This window comes from uncultured Citricoccus sp. (genome assembly GCF_937871995.1).
Lineage (GTDB): Bacteria > Actinomycetota > Actinomycetes > Actinomycetales > Micrococcaceae > Citricoccus.
The window spans coordinates 54,729-73,967 of sequence record NZ_CALMQR010000016.1 but is presented as its reverse complement, the minus strand read 5'-3'; the positions used below and the strand labels follow the sequence as shown (position 1 = coordinate 73,967).

Annotated in this window: 17 protein-coding genes and 1 riboswitch; of the genes, 7 read left to right on the top strand and 10 right to left on the bottom strand. The window is 71.2% G+C overall.

Going from position 1 to position 19,239, the window contains the following annotated elements; all coding sequences use genetic code 11:
* Nucleotides 1-47: 47 nt before the first annotated feature.
* The 6 genes from Q0283_RS01505 to Q0283_RS01480 all read left to right on the top strand — a co-directional run bounded on the left by Q0283_RS01505 (nucleotide 48) and on the right by Q0283_RS01480 (nucleotide 5,877).
* The gene (locus tag Q0283_RS01505; RefSeq protein WP_183529283.1) at nucleotides 48-533 is read left to right on the top strand and encodes a MarR family winged helix-turn-helix transcriptional regulator; all 486 of its coding nucleotides are present in this window, start codon (nucleotides 48-50) and stop codon (nucleotides 531-533) included.
* Between the two features lie 169 nt (nucleotides 534-702).
* Nucleotides 703-1,746 carry an ABC transporter substrate-binding protein gene (locus Q0283_RS01500; protein WP_183529285.1) on the top strand — a complete coding sequence of 348 codons (1,044 nt, stop codon included), beginning with the start codon at nucleotides 703-705 and terminating at the stop codon, nucleotides 1,744-1,746.
* A gap of 132 nt (nucleotides 1,747-1,878) precedes the next feature.
* Nucleotides 1,879-3,087 carry an MFS transporter gene (locus Q0283_RS01495; protein WP_298042144.1) on the top strand — a complete coding sequence of 403 codons (1,209 nt, stop codon included), beginning with the start codon at nucleotides 1,879-1,881 and terminating at the stop codon, nucleotides 3,085-3,087.
* Between the two features lie 82 nt (nucleotides 3,088-3,169).
* Nucleotides 3,170-4,357: a serine hydrolase gene (locus Q0283_RS01490; protein WP_183529524.1), complete on the top strand. Its 1,188-nt coding sequence runs from the start codon at nucleotides 3,170-3,172 to the stop codon at nucleotides 4,355-4,357.
* A gap of 4 nt (nucleotides 4,358-4,361) precedes the next feature.
* Nucleotides 4,362-5,465 (top strand): FAD-dependent oxidoreductase, encoded by a 1,104-nt coding sequence (locus tag Q0283_RS01485; RefSeq protein WP_183529290.1) that lies wholly within the window; start codon nucleotides 4,362-4,364, stop codon nucleotides 5,463-5,465.
* A gap of 112 nt (nucleotides 5,466-5,577) precedes the next feature.
* Complete coding sequence (locus Q0283_RS01480; protein WP_183529292.1) at nucleotides 5,578-5,877, top strand: hypothetical protein; 300 nt, start codon at nucleotides 5,578-5,580, stop codon at nucleotides 5,875-5,877.
* Between the two features lie 71 nt (nucleotides 5,878-5,948).
* On the opposite strand, the gene cycA is transcribed toward Q0283_RS01480, so the two are convergent.
* From cycA to Q0283_RS01465, 3 genes are all read right to left on the bottom strand, one after another.
* The gene (gene cycA, locus Q0283_RS01475; RefSeq protein ID WP_183529294.1) at nucleotides 5,949-7,421 is read right to left on the bottom strand and encodes a D-serine/D-alanine/glycine transporter; all 1,473 of its coding nucleotides are present in this window, start codon (nucleotides 7,419-7,421) and stop codon (nucleotides 5,949-5,951) included.
* 104 nt (nucleotides 7,422-7,525) lie between these two features.
* The gene (locus Q0283_RS01470; RefSeq protein WP_298042139.1) at nucleotides 7,526-8,956 is read right to left on the bottom strand and encodes an L-serine ammonia-lyase; all 1,431 of its coding nucleotides are present in this window, start codon (nucleotides 8,954-8,956) and stop codon (nucleotides 7,526-7,528) included.
* A 16-nt stretch (nucleotides 8,957-8,972) separates the two neighbouring features.
* Nucleotides 8,973-9,110: a hypothetical protein gene (locus Q0283_RS01465; RefSeq protein WP_183529299.1), complete on the bottom strand. Its 138-nt coding sequence runs from the start codon at nucleotides 9,108-9,110 to the stop codon at nucleotides 8,973-8,975.
* A 149-nt stretch (nucleotides 9,111-9,259) separates the two neighbouring features.
* Nucleotides 9,260-9,359, bottom strand: a riboswitch (glycine riboswitch).
* Between the two features lie 135 nt (nucleotides 9,360-9,494).
* On the opposite strand from Q0283_RS01465, the gene Q0283_RS01460 reads away from it, so the two are divergent.
* The gene (locus tag Q0283_RS01460; protein WP_183529301.1) at nucleotides 9,495-10,106 is read left to right on the top strand and encodes a septum formation family protein; all 612 of its coding nucleotides are present in this window, start codon (nucleotides 9,495-9,497) and stop codon (nucleotides 10,104-10,106) included.
* Between the two features lie 102 nt (nucleotides 10,107-10,208).
* Here the strand turns inward: Q0283_RS01460 and Q0283_RS01455 are convergent, their stop codons facing one another.
* The 7 genes from Q0283_RS01455 to Q0283_RS01425 all read right to left on the bottom strand — a co-directional run bounded on the left by Q0283_RS01455 (nucleotide 10,209) and on the right by Q0283_RS01425 (nucleotide 19,115).
* A complete protein-coding gene (locus Q0283_RS01455) occupies nucleotides 10,209-11,924 on the bottom strand; it encodes an MDR family MFS transporter (RefSeq protein ID WP_298042135.1) in 1,716 nt (571 codons plus the stop codon).
* Nucleotides 11,921-12,544 carry a TetR/AcrR family transcriptional regulator gene (locus tag Q0283_RS01450; protein ID WP_221243768.1) on the bottom strand — a complete coding sequence of 208 codons (624 nt, stop codon included), beginning with the start codon at nucleotides 12,542-12,544 and terminating at the stop codon, nucleotides 11,921-11,923. The genes Q0283_RS01455 and Q0283_RS01450 overlap by 4 nt, the downstream gene beginning before the upstream one ends.
* Nucleotides 12,545-12,720: 176 nt before the next feature.
* Nucleotides 12,721-14,172 carry a 2-hydroxycarboxylate transporter family protein gene (locus tag Q0283_RS01445; RefSeq protein ID WP_183529305.1) on the bottom strand — a complete coding sequence of 484 codons (1,452 nt, stop codon included), beginning with the start codon at nucleotides 14,170-14,172 and terminating at the stop codon, nucleotides 12,721-12,723.
* 78 nt (nucleotides 14,173-14,250) lie between these two features.
* The gene (locus Q0283_RS01440; protein WP_183529307.1) at nucleotides 14,251-15,126 is read right to left on the bottom strand and encodes a hydroxymethylglutaryl-CoA lyase; all 876 of its coding nucleotides are present in this window, start codon (nucleotides 15,124-15,126) and stop codon (nucleotides 14,251-14,253) included.
* Nucleotides 15,126-16,370 carry a CaiB/BaiF CoA-transferase family protein gene (locus Q0283_RS01435; protein WP_183529309.1) on the bottom strand — a complete coding sequence of 415 codons (1,245 nt, stop codon included), beginning with the start codon at nucleotides 16,368-16,370 and terminating at the stop codon, nucleotides 15,126-15,128. The genes Q0283_RS01440 and Q0283_RS01435 overlap by 1 nt, the downstream gene beginning before the upstream one ends.
* A gap of 272 nt (nucleotides 16,371-16,642) precedes the next feature.
* Nucleotides 16,643-17,299: an IclR family transcriptional regulator gene (locus Q0283_RS01430; protein ID WP_183529311.1), complete on the bottom strand. Its 657-nt coding sequence runs from the start codon at nucleotides 17,297-17,299 to the stop codon at nucleotides 16,643-16,645.
* A 37-nt stretch (nucleotides 17,300-17,336) separates the two neighbouring features.
* Nucleotides 17,337-19,115 (bottom strand): thiamine pyrophosphate-binding protein, encoded by a 1,779-nt coding sequence (locus Q0283_RS01425; RefSeq protein ID WP_298042125.1) that lies wholly within the window; start codon nucleotides 19,113-19,115, stop codon nucleotides 17,337-17,339.
* Nucleotides 19,116-19,239 lie beyond the last annotated feature (124 nt).

Sequence of the window (19,239 nt, the reverse complement as noted above, 5' to 3'; positions counted from 1 at the left end):
GTGCCCTTCGGTCTGGAACGGTTCTCACTGGTGGTTGGATGGGCCACATGCCCTCCGAACCGATTCGCACCCCTCTCGATCACACGATCGACCGGGAGACGTTCACCCCGGCCTACCTGTCCCTGGTGGACAACGCCCACGTCTGGGGTGGATCCCGCATCTACAACGAGCGCTTCGGTGTCACCTCCCCGGACTTCGCCATCCTGTCCACCCTGTCCAACCGCCCGGGGTGCCAGGCGGTGGACGTCTCGGAACAGGTCGCCCTGGACAAGTCGGTGGTCAGCCGTCGGCTCCAGCGCCTGAGGGACAAGGACCTCATCTGCTGGGAGCAGGATGGCCCCCGCCGCCGCCTGTACCTGACCGCCAAGGGCGCGGAGGTCCATGACGCGGTCCTGCCCGTCGCACTCGAGCGGGCCGACCTGATGGTCCACGGGTTCACCACCGAGGAACGGGCACAACTGCAGTCGTTCCTGCGCCGGATGTACGAGAACATCCCGCTCATGAACAACCCGCCGTCGCTGCACGGTTCCTGAACTGCGCCTCCTTCCCTGAACAGGCTTCCTCGTCGCCCCCGCAGCCAAGGCCCGCGGAGCCGACGTCACGGTGAGGGGTACTTGTCGAATCGTATGTGAGGTGCGACACTCGTTGCAATTGCAACTCAAGTTGTGACGCCCATTGCTGTGACCCTGAAGGCAGGTAGCCATGAAGAGAACCCACGTCGCGCTCGCCACGGTGGCCGCGTCCATGCTGTTGCTCACCGGCTGCGGTTCCGGCAGCCCCTCCGGGGCAGCGACGTCCTCCAGCGCCGCGGCCGGGGCGGACGCTCCTACCGCCTCCCAGGCCGGCTCATCGGACACCCCCGACGGCGACCTGCAGACCGTCCACGTGGCCGCCGTCCCCGTGGTCGACGTGGCGGCCATCTATCTGGGCGAGGAGAAGGGCTTCTTCGCCGAGAAGGGGATGACGATCGACATCCAGTTCACCCCGGGCAGCTCGGTCTCCATCCCGGCCCTGCTGCAGGATCAGTACGACGTCGTCTACACCGGCAGCGTCAATGCCTTCCAGGCCCGGGAGAAGGGCCTGCCCGTCATCGCCGTCGCCGAGGGCGGGCGGACCACGGGTGAGCCCGGAGCAGACCACGGGGGCATCGTCGTCCCCGAGGACTCCACGATCGAGGACGCCGGGGACCTGGAGGGCAGGTCCGTGGCGGTGAACGCCGTGAAGGGCCTGCACGAGGCGGCCATCAGGCAGTCCGTCAAGAAGGCTGGTGGCGACCCGGACACGGTGAACTTCCTGGAGCTCCCGCTGCCGGACATGCAACCGGCCATGGAACGCGGCGACGTGGACGCCATCTCGACCTCGGAGCCCTTCCTCGGCAACGCCAAGGATGCCGGCCACCGATTGATCGCCGACCCGTACATCGACGTGGACCCCGAGTTCGTGACGGCGGTCTACCTCACCTCGGAGCAGAAGTGGGCGGAGGACCCCCAGTTCGTCAAGGATTTCGTTGAGGTCGTCAAGAGATCCCAGGAGTACGCCACCGAGAACCCGGAGGAGTTCCGCACCGAGCTGTCCAACTTCACGGAGATCGATCCGGCCACGGCGAAGACGATGATCCTGACGAAGTTCGGCTGGGGTTTCCCGGACCAGGCCATGGAACGCGGCGCCCAGGCCACCGAGGAGGCCGGGATCATCGCCGATGCGGACAAGGGCCTGGAGGGACTCGTGGTGGACGTGCAGGAGTAGGCCCCACCTGGTCGAAGCCATGGAACTGCACGAGCTCATCGAAGGAGAACCAGCCCTGTTGGTAGAGCGTGGTCCACGCCGGGACGAGATCCTGCGAGGTGCCCGAACGGCCATCGCGTACCTTGGCCTGTTGTGACCCCTCCCCTTCCGCGCTCCGCACCGCAGCCCGTCCCGGCGGACCACGACGCCGGCCCCCGCCCCATCCGGCCGCCGGCCGGCGTCGCCCTGGCCTCCTTCACCTCCAGCTTCGACCGCTTCGCGGTCTCCCCGCTGCTGGTCGTGCTCGCCACGGACCTGGGCGCCTCCCTCGCCCAGGCCCTGGCGGTGGCCGGCGTCTACTTCCTGGCCTACGGGTTCACGCAACCGGTGTGGGGCACCCTGTCCGACCGGTTCGGCCGGATGCGGTTGATGCGCGTGGCGCTGCTCGGCGCCGCGGTCACCGGGATCCTCTCGGCCCTGGCGCCGAACCTCGCCCTGCTGATCGTGGCCCGCGCCCTGACCGGGGTCTTCTTCGGCGGGATCATCCCCACCGCCATCACGTACATCGGGGACACCGTCCCCGGCCCGCACCGGCACGGCGCGCTGGCGGACAACATGTCCGCGGTCGCCGTCGGCACCGCGCTGGCCACCGCCGCGGCCGGCTTCATCGGCGAGACCGTGGGCTGGCGGCTGATGTTCGCGATCCCGCCCGTGCTCGCCCTGTTCTGCCTGCTCGCCCTGCGCGGCCGGCCCGACCCCGGCCTCGCGGAACCCACCGGGCTGTGGCGCGCGATCACCACGGCGCTGTCCGACCGGTGGATGCTGCTGATCATGGTCCTGGTGTTCACCGAGGGCGCCGTGGTGCTCGGCATCCTCACCCTGCTCGCCCCCGCCCTGCAGGACCAGGGCCTGGACGCGACCACCGCCGGACTGGCCGTGGCCAGCTACGGCCTGTCCACCCTGGTCTCGAGCCGGCTCGTCCGCCCGTTGGCCCGGCGCCTGTCCCGGCCGGTGATCATGGCCCTCGGCGGGGCGGGGCTGGTGGCCGGGTACGCCGCCGTCGCCGTCCACGTCTCGGTGGGCACTGTGGTGGCCGCCGCGCTGCTGCTCGGCTGGACGTGGGCGCTGCTGCACACCTCCCTGCAGGCCTGGGCCACCGAGGTGCTGCCCGCCCTGCGCGGCACCGCCGTCGCGTTGTTCGCCGCCTCCCTGTTCGCCGGCAGCGCCGTGGGCACCCTGGCCGCCGGTCCCTTCGCGGACGCGGGCCAGTGGTCCGGGCTGTTCGGCGTCACCGCTTCCGTCGCCGCGGTGCTCGTGGTGGCCGCCGTGGCCGGGCGGCGAGCGCACCTGCGCTCGCCCTGAGGCCTTCCGGCCCGTCCGCGGCGGTCGGTACGCTCCTCGGACGCGGAGCGCACGTCAAAAGCGCGCGGGGACGGAGGAGACCATGACCGGGACCACCGACACGGCCGGGACCGCCGCACCCCTCGAGGAGTTCCTGCAACGGCTCGTCGAGGACGGAACGGTGCCCGGGGCCCTCCTCGTCGTCAGCGGCGCCGGCACATCCTGGGAGGGCTCCACGGTGGTGTGCGCCGGATCCATGGCCGAGGACGGCCCACCCATGCGCCCGGATGCGCTCATGCGCATCCAGTCCATGACCAAGCCCCTCACCGCCGCGGCGACCCTCATCGCGGTGCAGGAGGGCGAGCTCTCCCTGGAGGACCCCGTCCTGCGGTGGCTGCCCGAACTGGCCGAGCGCACGGTGCTGCGGGCCCACGATGCCGAGCTGTCCGACGTCGTGCCCGCGGACCGCGAGATCACCGTGCGGGACCTGCTGGTCAACGGCGGCGGTTACGGCATGGAGATGACGGACTCTCCCCTGGCCCGGCGCATGGTGGACCTGGGGGTCTCCGCCAGCCCGGACCAGACGGTGGACGTGGGCGCCGACGAATGGCTGCGGTGCCTGGCCACCCTGCCGCTGGCGCACCAGCCCGGGGAGGGCTTCCGCTACCACCACGGCTTCAGCGTGCTCGGCATCCTGCTGCAGCGGATGGCCGGCGTGGCACTCCAGGACCACCTGGACCGCGTGCTCTTCTCACCCCTGGGGATGGAGGACACCTCCCTGTGGGTGCCGCCGGAGAAGGCCTCCCGCCTGCCGGCCGCCTTCCGCCGCGTGGACGGGGAGCTGCGGGAGACCGAACCGCTCGGCGGGGGTTTCTACGTGGGCGAGCCGGCCTTCGACACCGCCCACGGCGAGCTCGTCTCCACGGCCCGGGACTACCTGCGGTTCGCGCGCATGCTCGCCGACGGTGGACGGCATGCGGGACACCGGTTCCTGGACGCCGCGCTCGTGGCCGAGATGACCCGCGACCAGGTGGCCCCGCAGGCCAAGACCCCCGAGAGCATGATCACCGGGTTCTGGGACACGACCGGGTGGGGATACGGCATCTCCGTGGAGACCTCCGGGGACCATCCCGGGCGCCTGGGCTGGTCCGGCGGCCAGGGCACGACCTTCCTCATCGATCCGGACGGCACGATCGTCATCTTCCTCAGCCAGGTCGAGGCAGACGCGAGGATGGGCGCCGTGTTCCAGGCGGTGCACGGACTGGCGGCGGGTCCGGGACTGCCACACTGAGCGCATGAACACCGCCACGATCGTCGGCGCGGGCATCGCCGGACTGGCCACCGCCACCGCCCTGCACCACGCCGGGTGGCACGTCACCGTCCTGGAACGCGAACGGTCCCTCTCCACGGCCGGGACCCAGCTGGGCATCTGGCCCGGCGCCTGGCGCACCCTGGTCTCCCTCGGCGTCGCCGAGCGGCTGGCCCCGGCGGCCGGCAGCGGCCCGGCGGGCCCCGGCGTCGGGACCTCCGGCGAGGCGACCGACGGGATCTCCAGCGGCGTCTCCGGCGGCCGGATCCTGCGTCCCGACGGCACCGTCCTGGCCCAGGTCAGTCTCCGCGGCCGGGGCCCCGGCCTGCACCTGGTCCCGCGGATGACCCTCCTCGAGGCACTGCTCGCCGGGCTGCCCAAGGGCACCGTGCGCTTCTCCACCCCCGTGGGCCCTGACGCCCCCGCCCCGCCGGCGGACGTCGTCGTGGGCGCGGACGGGATCAACAGCGCCGTGCGCGCCGCGGCGTTCCCGGCAGCCCGCGTGTCCGACGCCGGCCTGGTCGCCTTCCGCGGCGTGGCTCCGGTGCCCAGCGGGGGCGCCGACGAGACGTGGGGTGCGGAACTGCTGTTCGGGACCAGCCCGTTCCCCGGCGGCGGCACCAACTGGTACGCGTGCCTGCCGCTGGAGCGGGCCGGCTCCCGGGCCCAGGACCCGCTGACCGTGCTGCGCCGGGAGTTCGCCGGCTGGCACGCCGGCGTGCAACGGGTGCTCGACGCCGTCTCCCCCGCGTCGATCGACCGCCGCCGGCTGAAGTGGTCGCAACCGATGCCCTCCTACGTCTCGGCCGGCACGGTGCTGGTGGGCGACGCCGCGCACGCGATGCTGCCGCACCTGGGCCGCGGGGGTGGGGAGGCGCTGACCGACGGACTGGTGCTGGCCGAGTCCCTGGTGGACGCCCAGACCGTCGCCGAGGGCCTGCGCCGCTATGACACCGCCCGGCGCGCACCGACCCAGCGGATCGTGCGGGCCTCGGCACTGATGGCCCGGGTCAGCAACCGGACCCGCCACACCGGGGCCCGGGACCTGGCCGTGCGGGCGTTGGGCACCCTGGTGACGCTGCGCGGCTGAGCCCTGTCCCGCGTGGCGTGCGTCCCTGGGTTCGGTGACGCCTCCCCTGTTGCGAGAGCGCCCGGAGCGGGACACTGGAGGCGTCCCTGTGCCCTGCGGACGAAAGAGGCCGATGTTTCCCGCGCTCGTGGTCCTTCTGCTGATCCTGTTCGTCGCCGTGGGCGCCTCGCTGCTGACGTGGTCGAGCATGCGCGACGTCCGGGAGGAGAGGGCCGCGATCGAGCGGCGCGGCCAGCTGGACCGGCGTGAACGCACCCTGGCCGCCGTCGCCCTCTACGAGCAGGCCGATCGCATGGAGGCGGAGGCCAGGGCCCTGGAGGAGGCCGGGTTCAGCGCGGCCCGGCAGGCCCTGGACAGCGCCGCCGAGATGCGGGCCCTGGCCCGGCGCCTGGAACCGGGTCCCGAGGACTGACGGCCGAACGCCCCCGGGGGCGTCCCGGGGGCGTTCGGTCTCCGCCGGCCGTCGCGGGCCGTCGTGCGGGCTCAGCGCATCGGGGTGGGTTCCCGCGTGGCCTGCTCCTTCAGGAAGGCCTCCCGGTGCTCCTTCTCCAGCATGACCTTGGCGTCGTGCTCGGCGCGCAGCTCGCCGTGCTTGGGGTTGCGGCGCAGGACGAGGTACCCGATGCCCAGAGCGATGAACCATATAGGCGTGAAGAGCAGCGCGGCCAGGGTGTCCGGCTGGGTGGTCAGGGCCCAGATCACGAAGCCGAAGAACGCCAGCACCACGAAGGGCATGAACGATGCCCCCGGCATCTTGAACGAGCTCGCCTGGTGCAGGTGGGGGCGGCGGAACCGGTACACGATGTAGCTGACCATGATGATGGACCACACGAACATGAAGCACAGCGCGGAGATCGTCGTGACCAGGGTGAAGGCCTCCGACACGCCGGCTCCGGCATAGAGCAGGACCACGCCCCCGAGCAGGAACACGCAGGAGAACAGCAGGGCGTTGCGCGGCACGTGCCGCTTGGAGAGCCGGCCGAACTGCCGGGGTGCCTCGCCGGTCTGCGCCAGGCCGTAGACCATGCGGGACGTGGAGTAGATGCCGGCGTTGGCCGAGGAGGCGGCGGAGGTCAGCACGATGAAGTTCACCACGCCGGCGGCACCGGCCAGTCCGGCCAGGGCGAACATGGCCACGAAGGGAGACTCGTCGGCGCTGTAGGTGGTCCAGGGCCGGACGGCCATGAAGATGATCAGCGCGCCGACGTAGAACAGCAGGATGCGGATCGGGATGGAGTTGATCGCCCGGGGCAGGTTCTTCTCCGGGTCCTTGGTCTCGGCGGCCGCGGTCCCCACGAGCTCGATGCCGACGAAGGCGAAGACGGCGATCTGGAACCCGGCGACGAAGCCCATGAAGCCGGTGGGGAACATGCCGCCGTGCGTCCAGATGTTGTCGAAGCTGGCCTGGACGCCATCGTTCTCGAACCCGGTGATGATCATGACCAGGCCGATGACGATCAGGGCCACGATCGCCACGATCTTGATCAGGGCGAACCAGAACTCGGTCTCGCCGAAGGCCTTCACCGTGGGCAGGTTCAGGCCCAGCAGCAACGCGATGCAGGCGATCGCGGGGATCCACAGGGGCAGGTCGGGCCACCAGAAGGAGACGTAGTAGGCGATGGCGACGACGTCCGCGATCCCGGTGACGACCCAGCAGAACCAGTAGGTCCACCCGGTGAAGAACGCGGCCCAGGGCCCGAGAAGGTCACCGGCGAAGTCGGCGAAGTTCTTGTAGTCCGTGTTGCTCAGCAGCAGCTCGCCCATGGCGCGCATGACGAAGAACAGCATGAAGCCGATGATCATGTAGACGAAGATCACCGAGGGCCCGGCCACCGAGATGGTCTTCCCCGAGCCCATGAACAGGCCGGTGCCGATGGCTCCGCCGATGGCGATCAGCTGGATGTGCCGGTTGGACAGTGCCCGTTCGAGATGGGGCGACTGAGGGGTTTCGCTCATGCTGGAGCCTCTTCCCAGGTGTGATCTGCGGGTGGGGTTGGGATGGCTCCGGGTCGGTGATCCGGAGTCGTGACCGGCGCGCGAGGCCCCGGACGTGTGACGCGTCAGCAGGCGACGACGTTGACGGCCAGTCCTCCGAGGGCCGTCTCCTTGTACTTGTGACTCATGTCCTTACCAGTCTCGCGCATGGTGACGATGACCTCGTCCAGGCTGACCCGGTGGGTGCCGTCACCCCACATCGCCATCTTGGCCGCGTTGATCGCCTTGGCCGCGGCGATCGCGTTGCGCTCGATGCAGGGGATCTGCACGAGTCCGCCGATGGGGTCACAGGTCAGGCCCAGGTTGTGCTCCATGGCGATCTCCGCGGCGTTCTCCACGTGGGCGGGCGAACCGCCGAGGACCTCCGCCAGGCCGGCGGCCGCCATGGAGGAGGCCGAACCGACCTCACCCTGGCAGCCCACCTCGGCGCCCGAGATGGAGGCCTGCTCCTTGTACAGCACGCCCACCGCCGCGGCGGCCAGGAGGAACCGGGTGACGATCTGCTCCCGCGCGACGCGGAGCGCCTCGGGCCCCTGGGCGGCCGCGTCGAGGGCCGCCGGGGAGTAGTGGGTGGCGTAGAACAGCACCGCCGGGATGATGCCGGCGGCCCCGTTGGTGGGGGCGGTGACGACCCGGCCGCCCGAGGCGTTCTCCTCGTTGACCGCCAGCGCGACCAGGTTGACCCACTCCTGCCAGAACTTCGGGTCCCGGTCCGGGTCCTCTTCACGCAGGCGACGGTGCCACTCCGGGGCCCGGCGTGCGACGTTCAGTCCGCCCGGCAGCAGGCCGGTGCGCCGCAGGCTCGAGTCCTTGCACTCCTCCATCACGGTCCAGATGTGCAGCAGCCCGGCGCGGATCTCGTCCTCGGTGCGCCGGGTCCGCTCGTTGGCCAGCATCACCTCGCTGATGTCCATCCCGGTGGCGTGGCAGTGCTCGAGCAGTTGCTGGGCGGTGCTGAACGGGTGGGGCACCGTGGCCCCGGACCCATCCTGCTGGTCCCCGCCGGCGTCCTCCTCACCCTCCTGGACGATGAAGCCGCCACCCACGGAGAACCAGGTCTCGTCCGCCAGGACGGAGCCCTCGGCGTCCAGCGCCTGGAACCGCATGCCGTTGGTGTGCCGGTCGAGCACGGTCAGCGGGTGCTGCACCATGTCCTCCACCCCGTAGGGCAGGTCCTTGCCCGCCCCGAGGGCGGAGCACAGGCGCAGGGTGCCGGTGGAGTCGATGTCGGCCAGACGCTCCTCAACCTGGTCGGGCAGGATGAGCTCCGGGTCGTAGCCCTCCAGCCCGAGCAGGATCGCGGTGAAGGTGCCGTGTCCGCGACCGGTGGCCGCGAGGGATCCGTAGATGTCCAACCGCAGGTCGGCGGTGCGTTCCAGGAGATCCCCGGCGACCAGGGTCTCGGCGAACCGGCGCGCGGCCCGCATGGGGCCGACGGTGTGCGAACTGGAGGGACCGATGCCGACGGTGAACAGGTCGAAGACGCTGATGCTCATGGTGTTGTCCCGGGCCTCAGCGCCCGGCTCCGATCGGGTCGAGGTCCGGGTGGGCGGCAGTCACGGCCGCGTACCGGCCCGGACCGACCGCACGGTCGGTGAGGGTGGCGTCGGGCAGGTCGAGGGCATCCGGAAGAACGGGGGTGATCGGCATGAGGGAACTCCAGGCTTCTGCGCGGTGTCCCCGCGCGGTCCGTGTGTTCCTCCCCGATCTGTAGCTCGGCCTGAGAGTTTCCATCCCACCCGGGCGGGACTTGCTCCTTCGGCGAACGCGGAGGATGCCGCGCTACTTTCCAGATGTGCCTCGATGCGGCGGTACGGGGGCCTGAGAGTTTCCTGGGGAGGATTTGCTCCTACGGCGCCCGACCGGTGCTGCTGGACGGGACTCTCCCGCCGCACTCAACGGCTCTTCGGTTGTGACTGCGCTCACACCTTAGCGGTGTGCCGCGTTCCTGGCAACACGGCCGTGACGTTCACCCACGACGTCACCGTACCGCGATCCGGCATCCGGGCCCTGATCTGGCCGTATGCTCCCTCCATGACATCGCCGCGGCGTGGGCCGCTTCCGTGGCCCGGCCTGGCCGCCCTCGCCGCCGGACTGGCTGCTGCATCACTGGCCCTCACCGGCTGTACCGCCGTTCCCGACGAGGTGGACGAGTTCGCCCGCGGGTTCGGCGTGGAGATCAACCCGGATCGCACCGACATCACCGGCCTGGCCGTCGGGGACTGCTTCAACGGGTTCGAGGACGTGGGCAACGCCGTGACCACCGTGGACTGCGCCGAGGAACACGACTCCGAGTTGCTCCACGTGGTCACCGTGCCCGAGTCCGTGGCCGAGTTCCCCGGCGAGGACCGGGAACACCTCTGGCTCGAGCCCGAGGATGAGTGCCTGGGGACGGTGTTCGAGGACTACGTCGGGGAGCCGTACGAGTCCTCAGGCTGGGACGTGTACACGTTCCGGCCCACGGAGCGGGCCTGGGCCGAGGGTGACCGCACCGTCCAGTGCGTGGTCTACAGCCTGGAGGGCGGGTCCTGGACGGGCAGCCCCTCCACGGGTGACGCCGAGGTCATCCCCTTCGTGGGGCCGGACGATGCGCCCTTCGAGGCACCGGACGCCACGCCCCCGGACGCCGACCCCGTCGAGGGCTGACCCGCTCACCGCACGGCGACCGGAGCCGGCCCACCGACCGCGCGAGCGGTCGACGGTTGCGCGGCCGGCGGACGACGTCGCGGGCGGTCGCCGACGGCGGTACTACCGGGACCGCAGGGCGGGCGCGTGGCTCCGTTCGGGCGCGGAGTCGCCCGCGGGCTCATGGCTCGAGCCGGGCATGACGATCGAGAGGCTGCCCGTGGCCAGCGGTTCGGACTCCACCGCCCGCTCGATCCGGGTGGCCAGCGGCTTCTCCGTGACGAACACCAGCAGGACGGCGGCGATCAGGCCCAGCGGCGCGATCCACAGGAAGATCGGGGTCAGGGCGTCCGAGTATGCGGTGATCACCAGGTCGTGCAGCGGATCCGGCAGCGCGGACACCGCGGCCGGGGTCAATGACTCCGCACTGCCCATCTGGCCCGCGCCCGCCGAGGGCAGCCGCTCGACCAGCAGTCCGGCCAGCCGCGAGGCGAACAGGCTGCCGACCAGGGAGGAGCCCAGGGTGGCGCCGATCTGGCGGAAGTAGTTGTTGGAGGCCGTGGCGGTGCCCACCATGGTGACCGGGAAGGTGTTCTGCACGATCAGCACGAGGTTCTGCATGGACAGGCCGAGGCCCATCCCCAGCAGTGCCATGTAACCGCACGCCATCCAGAGGGGCTGGTGCGGGTCCATCAGGGACAGCAGGACCAGGGCGACGGCGATGACCAGCGCACCCACCACGGGGTACCACTTGTACTTGCCGTACCGGGAGATCAGCGCCCCGGACGCCGTCGAGGTGAGCAGCATGGCGCCCATCATGGGGATCATCGCCAGGCCGGCGACGGAGGCGTCCAGGCCGAAGGACATCTGCAGGTACGTGGGCATGTACCCGAGGGCGCCGAACATGGCCACGCCGATGAACAGGCCGGCCACGGTGGTCAGCACGAAGTTGGTCTCGCGGAACAGGGACATCGGGATCAGGGGCTCGGCGGTGCGCCGTTCGACCAGCACGAAGACGACACCGGCCACGACCGTCACGGCGATCAGGCCCAGGATGACCGGGTCGGACCACGCGTAGGTGCCGCCGCCCCAGGTGGTGACCAGCACAAGGGCGGTGGTGGCGACGGCGATCAGAGACATCCCGTACCAGTCCAGGGTCGGGCGACCGTGCCGGTGGCGGGGCAGCTTGAGGAAGAAGATCGCGGCCAGCAGGGCCAGCACGCCGATCGGGATGTTGATCCAGAAGGCCCAGCGCCAGCCGGGTCCGTCCGTGAACCACCCGCCGAGCAGGGGTCCCACCACGGAGGCCAGGGCGAACACCCCGCCCATGACGCCCATGTACTTGCCGCGTTCCCGGGCGGGGACCACGTCGGCGATGGCCGCCTGGGCCAGGATCATCAGTCCACCGCCGCCGATGCCCTGGATGACGCGGGACAGGATCAGCATGCCCATGTCCCCGGCCAGGCCGCCGACCACGGAGCCGAGCATGAACAGGCTGATCGCGGCGATGAGCAGCGGCCTGCGGCCGATCTGGTCACCGACCTTGCCGTAGATGGGCATGACGATGGTGGTGGCCAGGATGTAGGCGGTGATGACCCACACCATCTGGCTCACCCCGTTGAGCTCGCCCACGATCGTGGGCAGGGCCGTGGCGAAGACCGTCTGGTTCAGGGCGGCCAGCAGCATCGCCAGCATGAGGCCGACGAAGAGCGGGACGAGCGTCCCCGGGGGGATCGTCGAACCGGCCTCGGCCCGGTTCGGGGCCGCACCGGAGGCGCTGGCCTCCGTCGGAGCGGTGGCGGTGGGACTTCGACGGCGGTCGCGGGGGGTCTGGGTCATGAAAGCTTCCTGTAGAGGTCTTGGAACAGTTCGATCGCGTCGAGGACGGCCTCCGGCTCCAGCTGTCCGGTGGGCAGCGGGCCCTGGGCCATGATCGCGTAGCGCAACGGGGTGCCCGCCGCGGTGGTCAGCATCCGGGCGGTGTCCTCGACCCCGTGCCCGTGCAGTCCCTGCGACCACTCGGGATGGCCGGCCATCGCCGCGGCGAGCGCGCGCTGGACGAGGTCCTCACACTCCAGGGACAGCTCCCGGCGCCGGATGAGCAGGTGCGGGAACTTGGCGAACAACCGGCCCCGGCGCTCGACGTCCCCCTCGGCGTAGGCGCTGCGGCTGACGCCGAGCATCAGCTCCGTGGTGCGGCGCAACAGGCCGTCCCCGTCCAGGAATCCCTCGGGCAGTTCCGGGGGCTGGGGGCTGCGGACGCCGAGGATGGCGTCCTCCTTGGTGGGGAAGTAGTTGAAGAAGGTCCGCTGGGACACTCCGGCCTCGCTGGCGATGGCCTCGACGGTCACGCAGGGGATGTCCTCGTCCAGGGCCAGTCCGGCGGCCGCGTCGTGGATGAGATTCCACGTCTCGAGCTTTTTGCGCTCGCGCAGGGAGAGGGTATCCGCAGGGGTCATGGATCATATTTTTGCACGACTGCATGTTGTGCACAACTGCAGTGACCTGGCCCACGCTGCCCGCCACGGTGCGCACGCGGACCCCTCCGACGGCCGAACGCCAAAGGATGACCCGGAACACCCCGCATCGGGGCGTTCCGGGTCATCCTTTGACCTCTGGACACTCGGGGTGAGGGTCAGCCGACCAGCAGCGGCACCATCAGCGAAGTGACGAACAGCACCAGGGTGCCGCCGATGCGGTTGGTGATGGCCGCGAACGGCATGAGGTGCATGCGCTCGGAGGCGCTGAGGACGGAGACGTCGCCGGATCCGCCGGTGTCCGCCATGACCAGGCCGGGCACGATCGCCGACTCCACGAAGTTGAACTTCACCAGCCAGCCGATGACGCCGGCGGAGAGCCCGGCCACGAGCACGCACAGGAACGTCAGGACGATGAAGGACGGGTCGGCCAGGGAGACGAGGACCTCGTCGATCTTGATGTAGGTCAGGGAGACGCCCACGAGCAGGGCCGGGACCAGGACAGCGTTGATCAGCTCTCCCCAGTCGGTGGCGGAGGCCTCGAGGTCCTTCGGCAGCCACCCGGTCAGCTTCAGGACCACCATGATGATGATCGCCCAGGCGTAGGGATGCAGGAACTCCAGGTACGCGCCCAGCAATTCACCGACCACGAAGATCACGGCGGCGAACAGCAGGCCCTTGCCGAGCGCGATGTACGTGGAGGTATCGGCCTTCTTCGGCATCGTCAGCTCGCCGCGCGGGCCCTGGACGCGCATCAGGTCACCGTTGCCGGTGAAGCCGACGAAGAGGGTGGGCCGGTTCTTGCCGATGCCGTTGAGCAGCCCTGCGATGATGATGCAGAAGACATTGGCCAGCACGACGGCGGACATCAGGTCGCCCATGAACGCGGAGGCGTCCTGGCCGGTGCGGGAGGCGTACATCTCGGACATGGGCAGGGCGCCCAGGCCCAGGCCGCCGGCCATGATCGGCGCGGCCACCAGCAGGATGCCCTCGATGAACCCCTTGCCGAACAGCAGGGACACCAGCCCGATCACCACGAACGTGGCCACCATAGTGCCCACCACGGGCACGGCGAACCGCGGGCCGGCCTTGACCAGCAGTGCGCGCGGCATGCCGAGGATGGAACCGGCGATGATCGCCATGACGAAGAAGTCCAGGAAACCCTGCTCGTCGATGAAGGTGCTGGCCACGGTGATGATCGGTTCCGGGATGGCGCCGAGGTAGGCCAGCGTGGCGGGGGCGAAGGTGCAGAGGATGGTCGGCAGGCCGTAGTCCCGGATCAGGGGGACCCGGTTGCCGAGCCAGATGAACAGCCCGCCCAGCAGGATGGTCACCGCGAAGCCGGAGAGCATGGACGGTGCCAGTACCCCGGTGGTGGCGGCCGTGAGCACGACGCCGGCCATCACCAGGTAGACCGCGATCGGCACGCTGGCGATCCGCTTCCACCCGGCGCCCGTGTAGTGGACGCCCGGGCGGCCGTCGACGTCCTTGGCGACAGGGTGGCCCAGGCCGCCCTCGGACGCGGGATCGGTCCCGGCAGTGAGCTCCTGCTCGATCGCCTCGCGATCGCCGTGAGACCCCGTGGTCTCGTCGGTGGAGGTGGTGGACATGGCAGTCCCTTTCGTCAGGTGGGGGTGAGAATAGCGGGCCCCTGAGAGCCCGGGGGCCCGGGATGCCCGGGGTGAAGGTCAGGCGTGGGAGGGCTCGGCGAGCCGGGGGGCCGTGGCGAGAAGGTTCCGGGCCAGGGCGGTCGCCTCGGCCAGCGCGGCCTCGTCGATCCCGGTCAGGTGCCCGGCGGCGTGCAGGTGGCGGACCAGCTCCCCCGTGGAGAGGTTGCCGGCCGCGCCCGGGGCGAAGGGGCAGCCGCCGTACCCTCCGAGGGCGGCGTCGAAGCGGGTGATCCCGCGCTCGATCGCGGCGTCCACGGTGGCCAGGGCCTGGCCGTGGGCGTTGTGCAGGTGCAGGTAGTAGGTCAGTTCGGGCTCGGCCGCCAGCACGTGGTCGAGGCTGGCGATCAGCTCATCCGTGGGCGTGGTGCCCAGGGTGTCCGCCAGGCCGATGTCCGTCACGCCCATGGCCTTGAAGGACCGGACCATCCACAGCAGGTGCTCCGGATCGATCGCCCCCTCGAACGGGCAGGTGAACGCGGTCGAGATGCCGGCGAAGAAGTCGACGCCCGGGTGGGCCGCCACCTGTTCCCCCAGTCCCGCCAGGGCCTCCTCGATGCCCTGCCCGGCGTTGGCCGAGGAATGCGCCTGGCTGGCGGAGGTGACGATCTGCACGTGCCGCGCGCCGGCCGCCACCGCCCGCTCCACGCCCCGGCCGTTGAGCGCCAGGACGGTGAGCTCCGCCGTCGTGCCCTCCTGCAGGGACTGCAGGACCCCCTCGGCGCCGGCCATCTGCGGGACGCGCCGGGGGTTGACGAAGGAGGCGACCTCCATCCGCCGCACGCCGGCGGCCGCGATGGCCTCGCCGATCTCGACGCGCCGTGCGGGAGTCAGGGTGACGGGCTCGTCCTGGAGGCCGTCGCGCAGGAAGACGTCCGTGACCTGGATGGCGGTCATCAGCGCACCGCCTCGGCACCGGAGGCGGACACGGCGGCGATCTGGTCGTCGTCGAACCCTGCGACCTCGCGCAGCACCTGCTCGGTGTGCTCACCCAGGTCCGGGCCGATCCAGGCCACCCGCCCGTCGTGACCCGGGATCTTGGGGACCACGCCGGGGAAGCGGATCAGCTCGGGCTCGTCCTCGATGACGACTTCGTGCGTCTCGATCATCCCGCGGGCGATGTAGTGCTCGTCCTGGGCGATGGACGGGGCGTCGTAGACCGGGCCGGCCGGCACGCCCTGCTCGCTCAGCACGTCCAGGACCTCCTTGAGCGGGCGGGCGCCGGTCCACTCGGAGATGACGCCGTTGAGCTCCTCCTCGCGGTCGCCGCGGGCCTCGGTGGTCGTCAGGGACGCGTCCTCGGCCAGGTCCTCGCGGCCCACGGCACGCATGAGGCGCTTGAACACGGAGTTGGAGTTGCCGCCGATGACCACCTCGAGACCGTCCCCGGTCGGGTAGGAACCGGTCGGCACCACACCGGGGAGGCGCCCGCCGGTGCGCTGGCGGACCATGCCGTAGGCGTCGTAGTCCGGAACGAGGGATTCCAGCAGGCTGAACACGCCCTCATACAGGGCCACGTCCACGACCTGCCGGCCACGGGTGTCCCCACCGCGGGCCTTCTGGAGCATGAGCATCAGGGCGCCGATGACACCGTAGAGTCCGGCGACGGTGTCCCCCATGGAGGCGGCGGCACGGCCGGCCGGGCGGTCCGGCTCCCCGGTGATGTAGCGCAGGCCGGCGAAGGACTCGGCCGAGCTGCCGAAGCCGGCCCGGTCCTTGTAGGGACCGGTCTGGCCGTAGCCGGAGATCCGGACCATCACCAGGTCCGGGTTCCTGGCCATCAGCTCGTCCGGGCCCAGCCCCCACTTCTCCAGGGTGCCCGGGCGGAAGTTCTCGATCACGACATCGGCGCTCGCCGCCATCCTCAGCACGGCCTCGCGGCCGAGCTCGCTGCGCAGGTCCAGGGCGACGGACTTCTTGTTGCGGCCCATGGTGCGGAACAGCATGGACGTCTGCCCGCGGGTCTTGCGCCAGTCGCGCAGCTCGTCGCCGCCGGCGGGGCGCTCGATCTTGATGACCTCGGCCCCGAAGTCGCCGAAGAGGCGGGCGGCGAACGGGGCGGCGATGAAGCTGCCGAGTTCGAGGACGCGCACGCCCTCCAGGGGCAGGGTGTTCGTCCCGGTGTTGATGGCTTCGCTCACGCGATATCCTCCCGCTGAATTTCCCATCAGATGGGAAATGTTTGCTGTTTAGTGGGAAGACAGTAGCAATGAGTGATCGGGCTCACAACACCCCGTGTCCATGTTCTTCGGCGCCGCAGGTCAGGCCCGGCCTCCGGGCGTGGGGACCCGGGACGTCCACGGTCCGGGGCCGGTGCTCCGCGGCACCGTCCACGAGCGCGGGGCCACGCAGGACGGGCGCCACCGGGGGCGGGCGTCGCGGGGGGCGCCATCGGGGGTGGGCGCCCCCGGCCTCAGCTGAGACGCAGGGTCTCCATGACCTCCGCGAGATGATCCGCCGCCTCGACGGTCAGGGGCCCGAAGTCCTCTCCGGGGCTGCCCACCACCCGGGCCAGCGGCACGGCGACGCAGACGGCCCCGAGCAGTTCGCCCCGGACGGTCACCGGCGCGCTGACGGAGCCCAGTCCCGGGGTGCGCATCCCCACGGACTCCACCCAGCCCCGCGCCCGGACCGAGGCCAGGGCCTCGTCCTCGGCGGCGAGCAACCGCCCCGCCGATCCCGCGGGCAGGGGTTGACGGGTCCCCGGGGGCAGGGTGGCCCGCAGCGTGTGCGTGCTGTCCACGCTGGCCAGGCACAACCGGTCCCCGCCCCGCCGCACCCATAACTGGGAGGTCTCACCGGTCCGGTCACGGAGCGCGGTGAGGATGGGCAGTGCGGCGTTCTCGAGTGCGGACCGGACGAAGCGGCCGCCGCGGCGGAACCGGCCGTCCGGATCACGGCGCAGGAACTCCAGTTCGGCCATCGACAGGGCGAGCCGGTGCACCGTGGACACGGACAGCTCCGTGCGGCGGGCGATGTCGCTCGCGGAGGCCGGGCCGGCCTCCACCGCGTCGAGGATGGCGGCCACCCTCTCCAGCATGCGGTTGCCACCGCCCTCGTTCGCCGTCATAGCGCCCATCCTGCCACCCCGGGGGCAGCGGACCGGCTCAGTCCACGGGCAGCGGCCGCGGTGCGGGCTGGGCACCGGCCATGGACTCCGCCATGTACTCGGCCACCACGTTGCGCGAGATCGGCAGGTCCAGCACGAACACGCCCTCGGCACCCCGGGCCACCCAGTCCTTCAGGGCATCCAGGTCGGCCAGGCTGCGGGCCTTGACGCCCTCGGCCCCGAAGGCGCGCCCGACGGCGGCGAAGTCCACCTCCTCGATGAGCATCGCCTCCTCGTCCAGGCCCCGGACGGCGTACTGGTGCAGTTCGGCCCCGTAGGCGGCGTCGTTGAACACGACCACCACGCCGGAGCGGGCCTGGCGCACGAAGCTCTCGAGATCGGCCAGGGCCATCAGCCCGCCACCGTCACCGGTGACGAGCACCGTGGTGCGCTCCGGCCGGGCCGCGGCGGCGCCCACGGCGGACGGGAAGCCCAGCCCGATCGACTGGAACGCGGTGCCGACGAACGTGTGGGAGCGCGCGTCCGGCACCGAGCACATCAGGGGCACCCAGCCGATGAAGTGGCCGCCGTCCTGCACGAAGGTCCGCTCGGCCGGCAGGATCTCCTCCAGCGCGAGGGCCATGGACCGCGGGTTCAGCCGGCCGTCCTCGGCGAGCCCGTCCTCCACGGACCCGTCGGCCCTCACCGTCTCCAGCCGCGGGGCCGCCGGGATGGCCTGCCGGGCGCGCCAGCCGCCGTCGGGACGGCCGTTCTCGTCCGGCGTAGCACCCAGCGCCGCCGCCAGGGCTCCCAGGGCGGCCCCGGCGTCGGACACCAGGAAGTGATCGGTGCGCTCGTGGCGCTTCCAGTCCCGCGTGTCGACCTGCAGCACGGTCGCCCCGGCTCCGAGGAGGGTGCCGTAACGCAACTGGAACGGGTTCATCCCGGCACCGACGACGAGCACGACGTCGGCCTGGCGCATGATCTCCGCGCGGTCCAGCCGGGCGAAGCCGCCGGCGATGCCCAGGTCGCCCTCGGGCCCGGCCACGTTGCGGGCCATCACGGAGGTCGCGATGAAGGCGCCCAGTCCGTCGGCCAGCCGGCGCAGGGCCTCCGGCGCCCCGGGGGAGTCCACGACGCCGCGGCCGGCGATGATCAAGGGGCGCTTGGCGCCGCGCAGGGCGGCCAGGAAGGGGGCGATCCCGGCACCGGTCGGGGCCGGCAGGGACCCGTGGAGGGGTGCCTCGCCCGTCAGCCCGTCCGCCCCGGTGGAGCCGCGCACCGGCGCCTCGACCAGGTCGTAGGGGATGGCGACCACGACGGGCCGGGACTCGGCACGGGCGCGGGCGTAGGCATCGCGCACCTGGGCGGCGGGGTCGTGGTCGTTCAGCCGGACGGTCTCGACGCCGGCCGCGGCGGCCATGCCGACCTGGTCCACGTCGAAGAAGCGCGGACCGGTGGTGGGGGCGTCCCCGATGATCAGCACCAGCGGGATGCGCGCCAGGGCGGCCTCGGCCAGGGCGGTCAGGGTGTTCGTGAAGCCGGCGCCATAGGTGACCGTGGCGGTGGCGAGCCGTCCCGACGCGCGGAAGGCGGCGTCCGCGGCCGCGACGGCGCCCGCCTCGTGCCGGACGGTGACGAAGGGGAAGCCCGTGCTGGTCAGCTCGCTGATCAGGTGGGCGTTGCCGTTGCCCATCAGCCCGAACAGGAGGGTGTCCTGCTCGCGCACGACCCGCGCGACGGCCTGGGGGACGGTGGGGACGCGGGTCTCACCGGCGGCGCCGGACTCCTGCACGGCGTGGGCGGTGGTCGGGCGGGCATCGGCGACTGCGGTCATGGCGGCGTTCCTCGTCTCGGGGCATCAGGACTCTCGAGAAGGAGTGTGACCGGCCCTTCGACGTTGTGCAATCAGCCGGCGAACGGCTGGCCAGTCTGTGCAATCTGACCGGTATCGCGCGGCC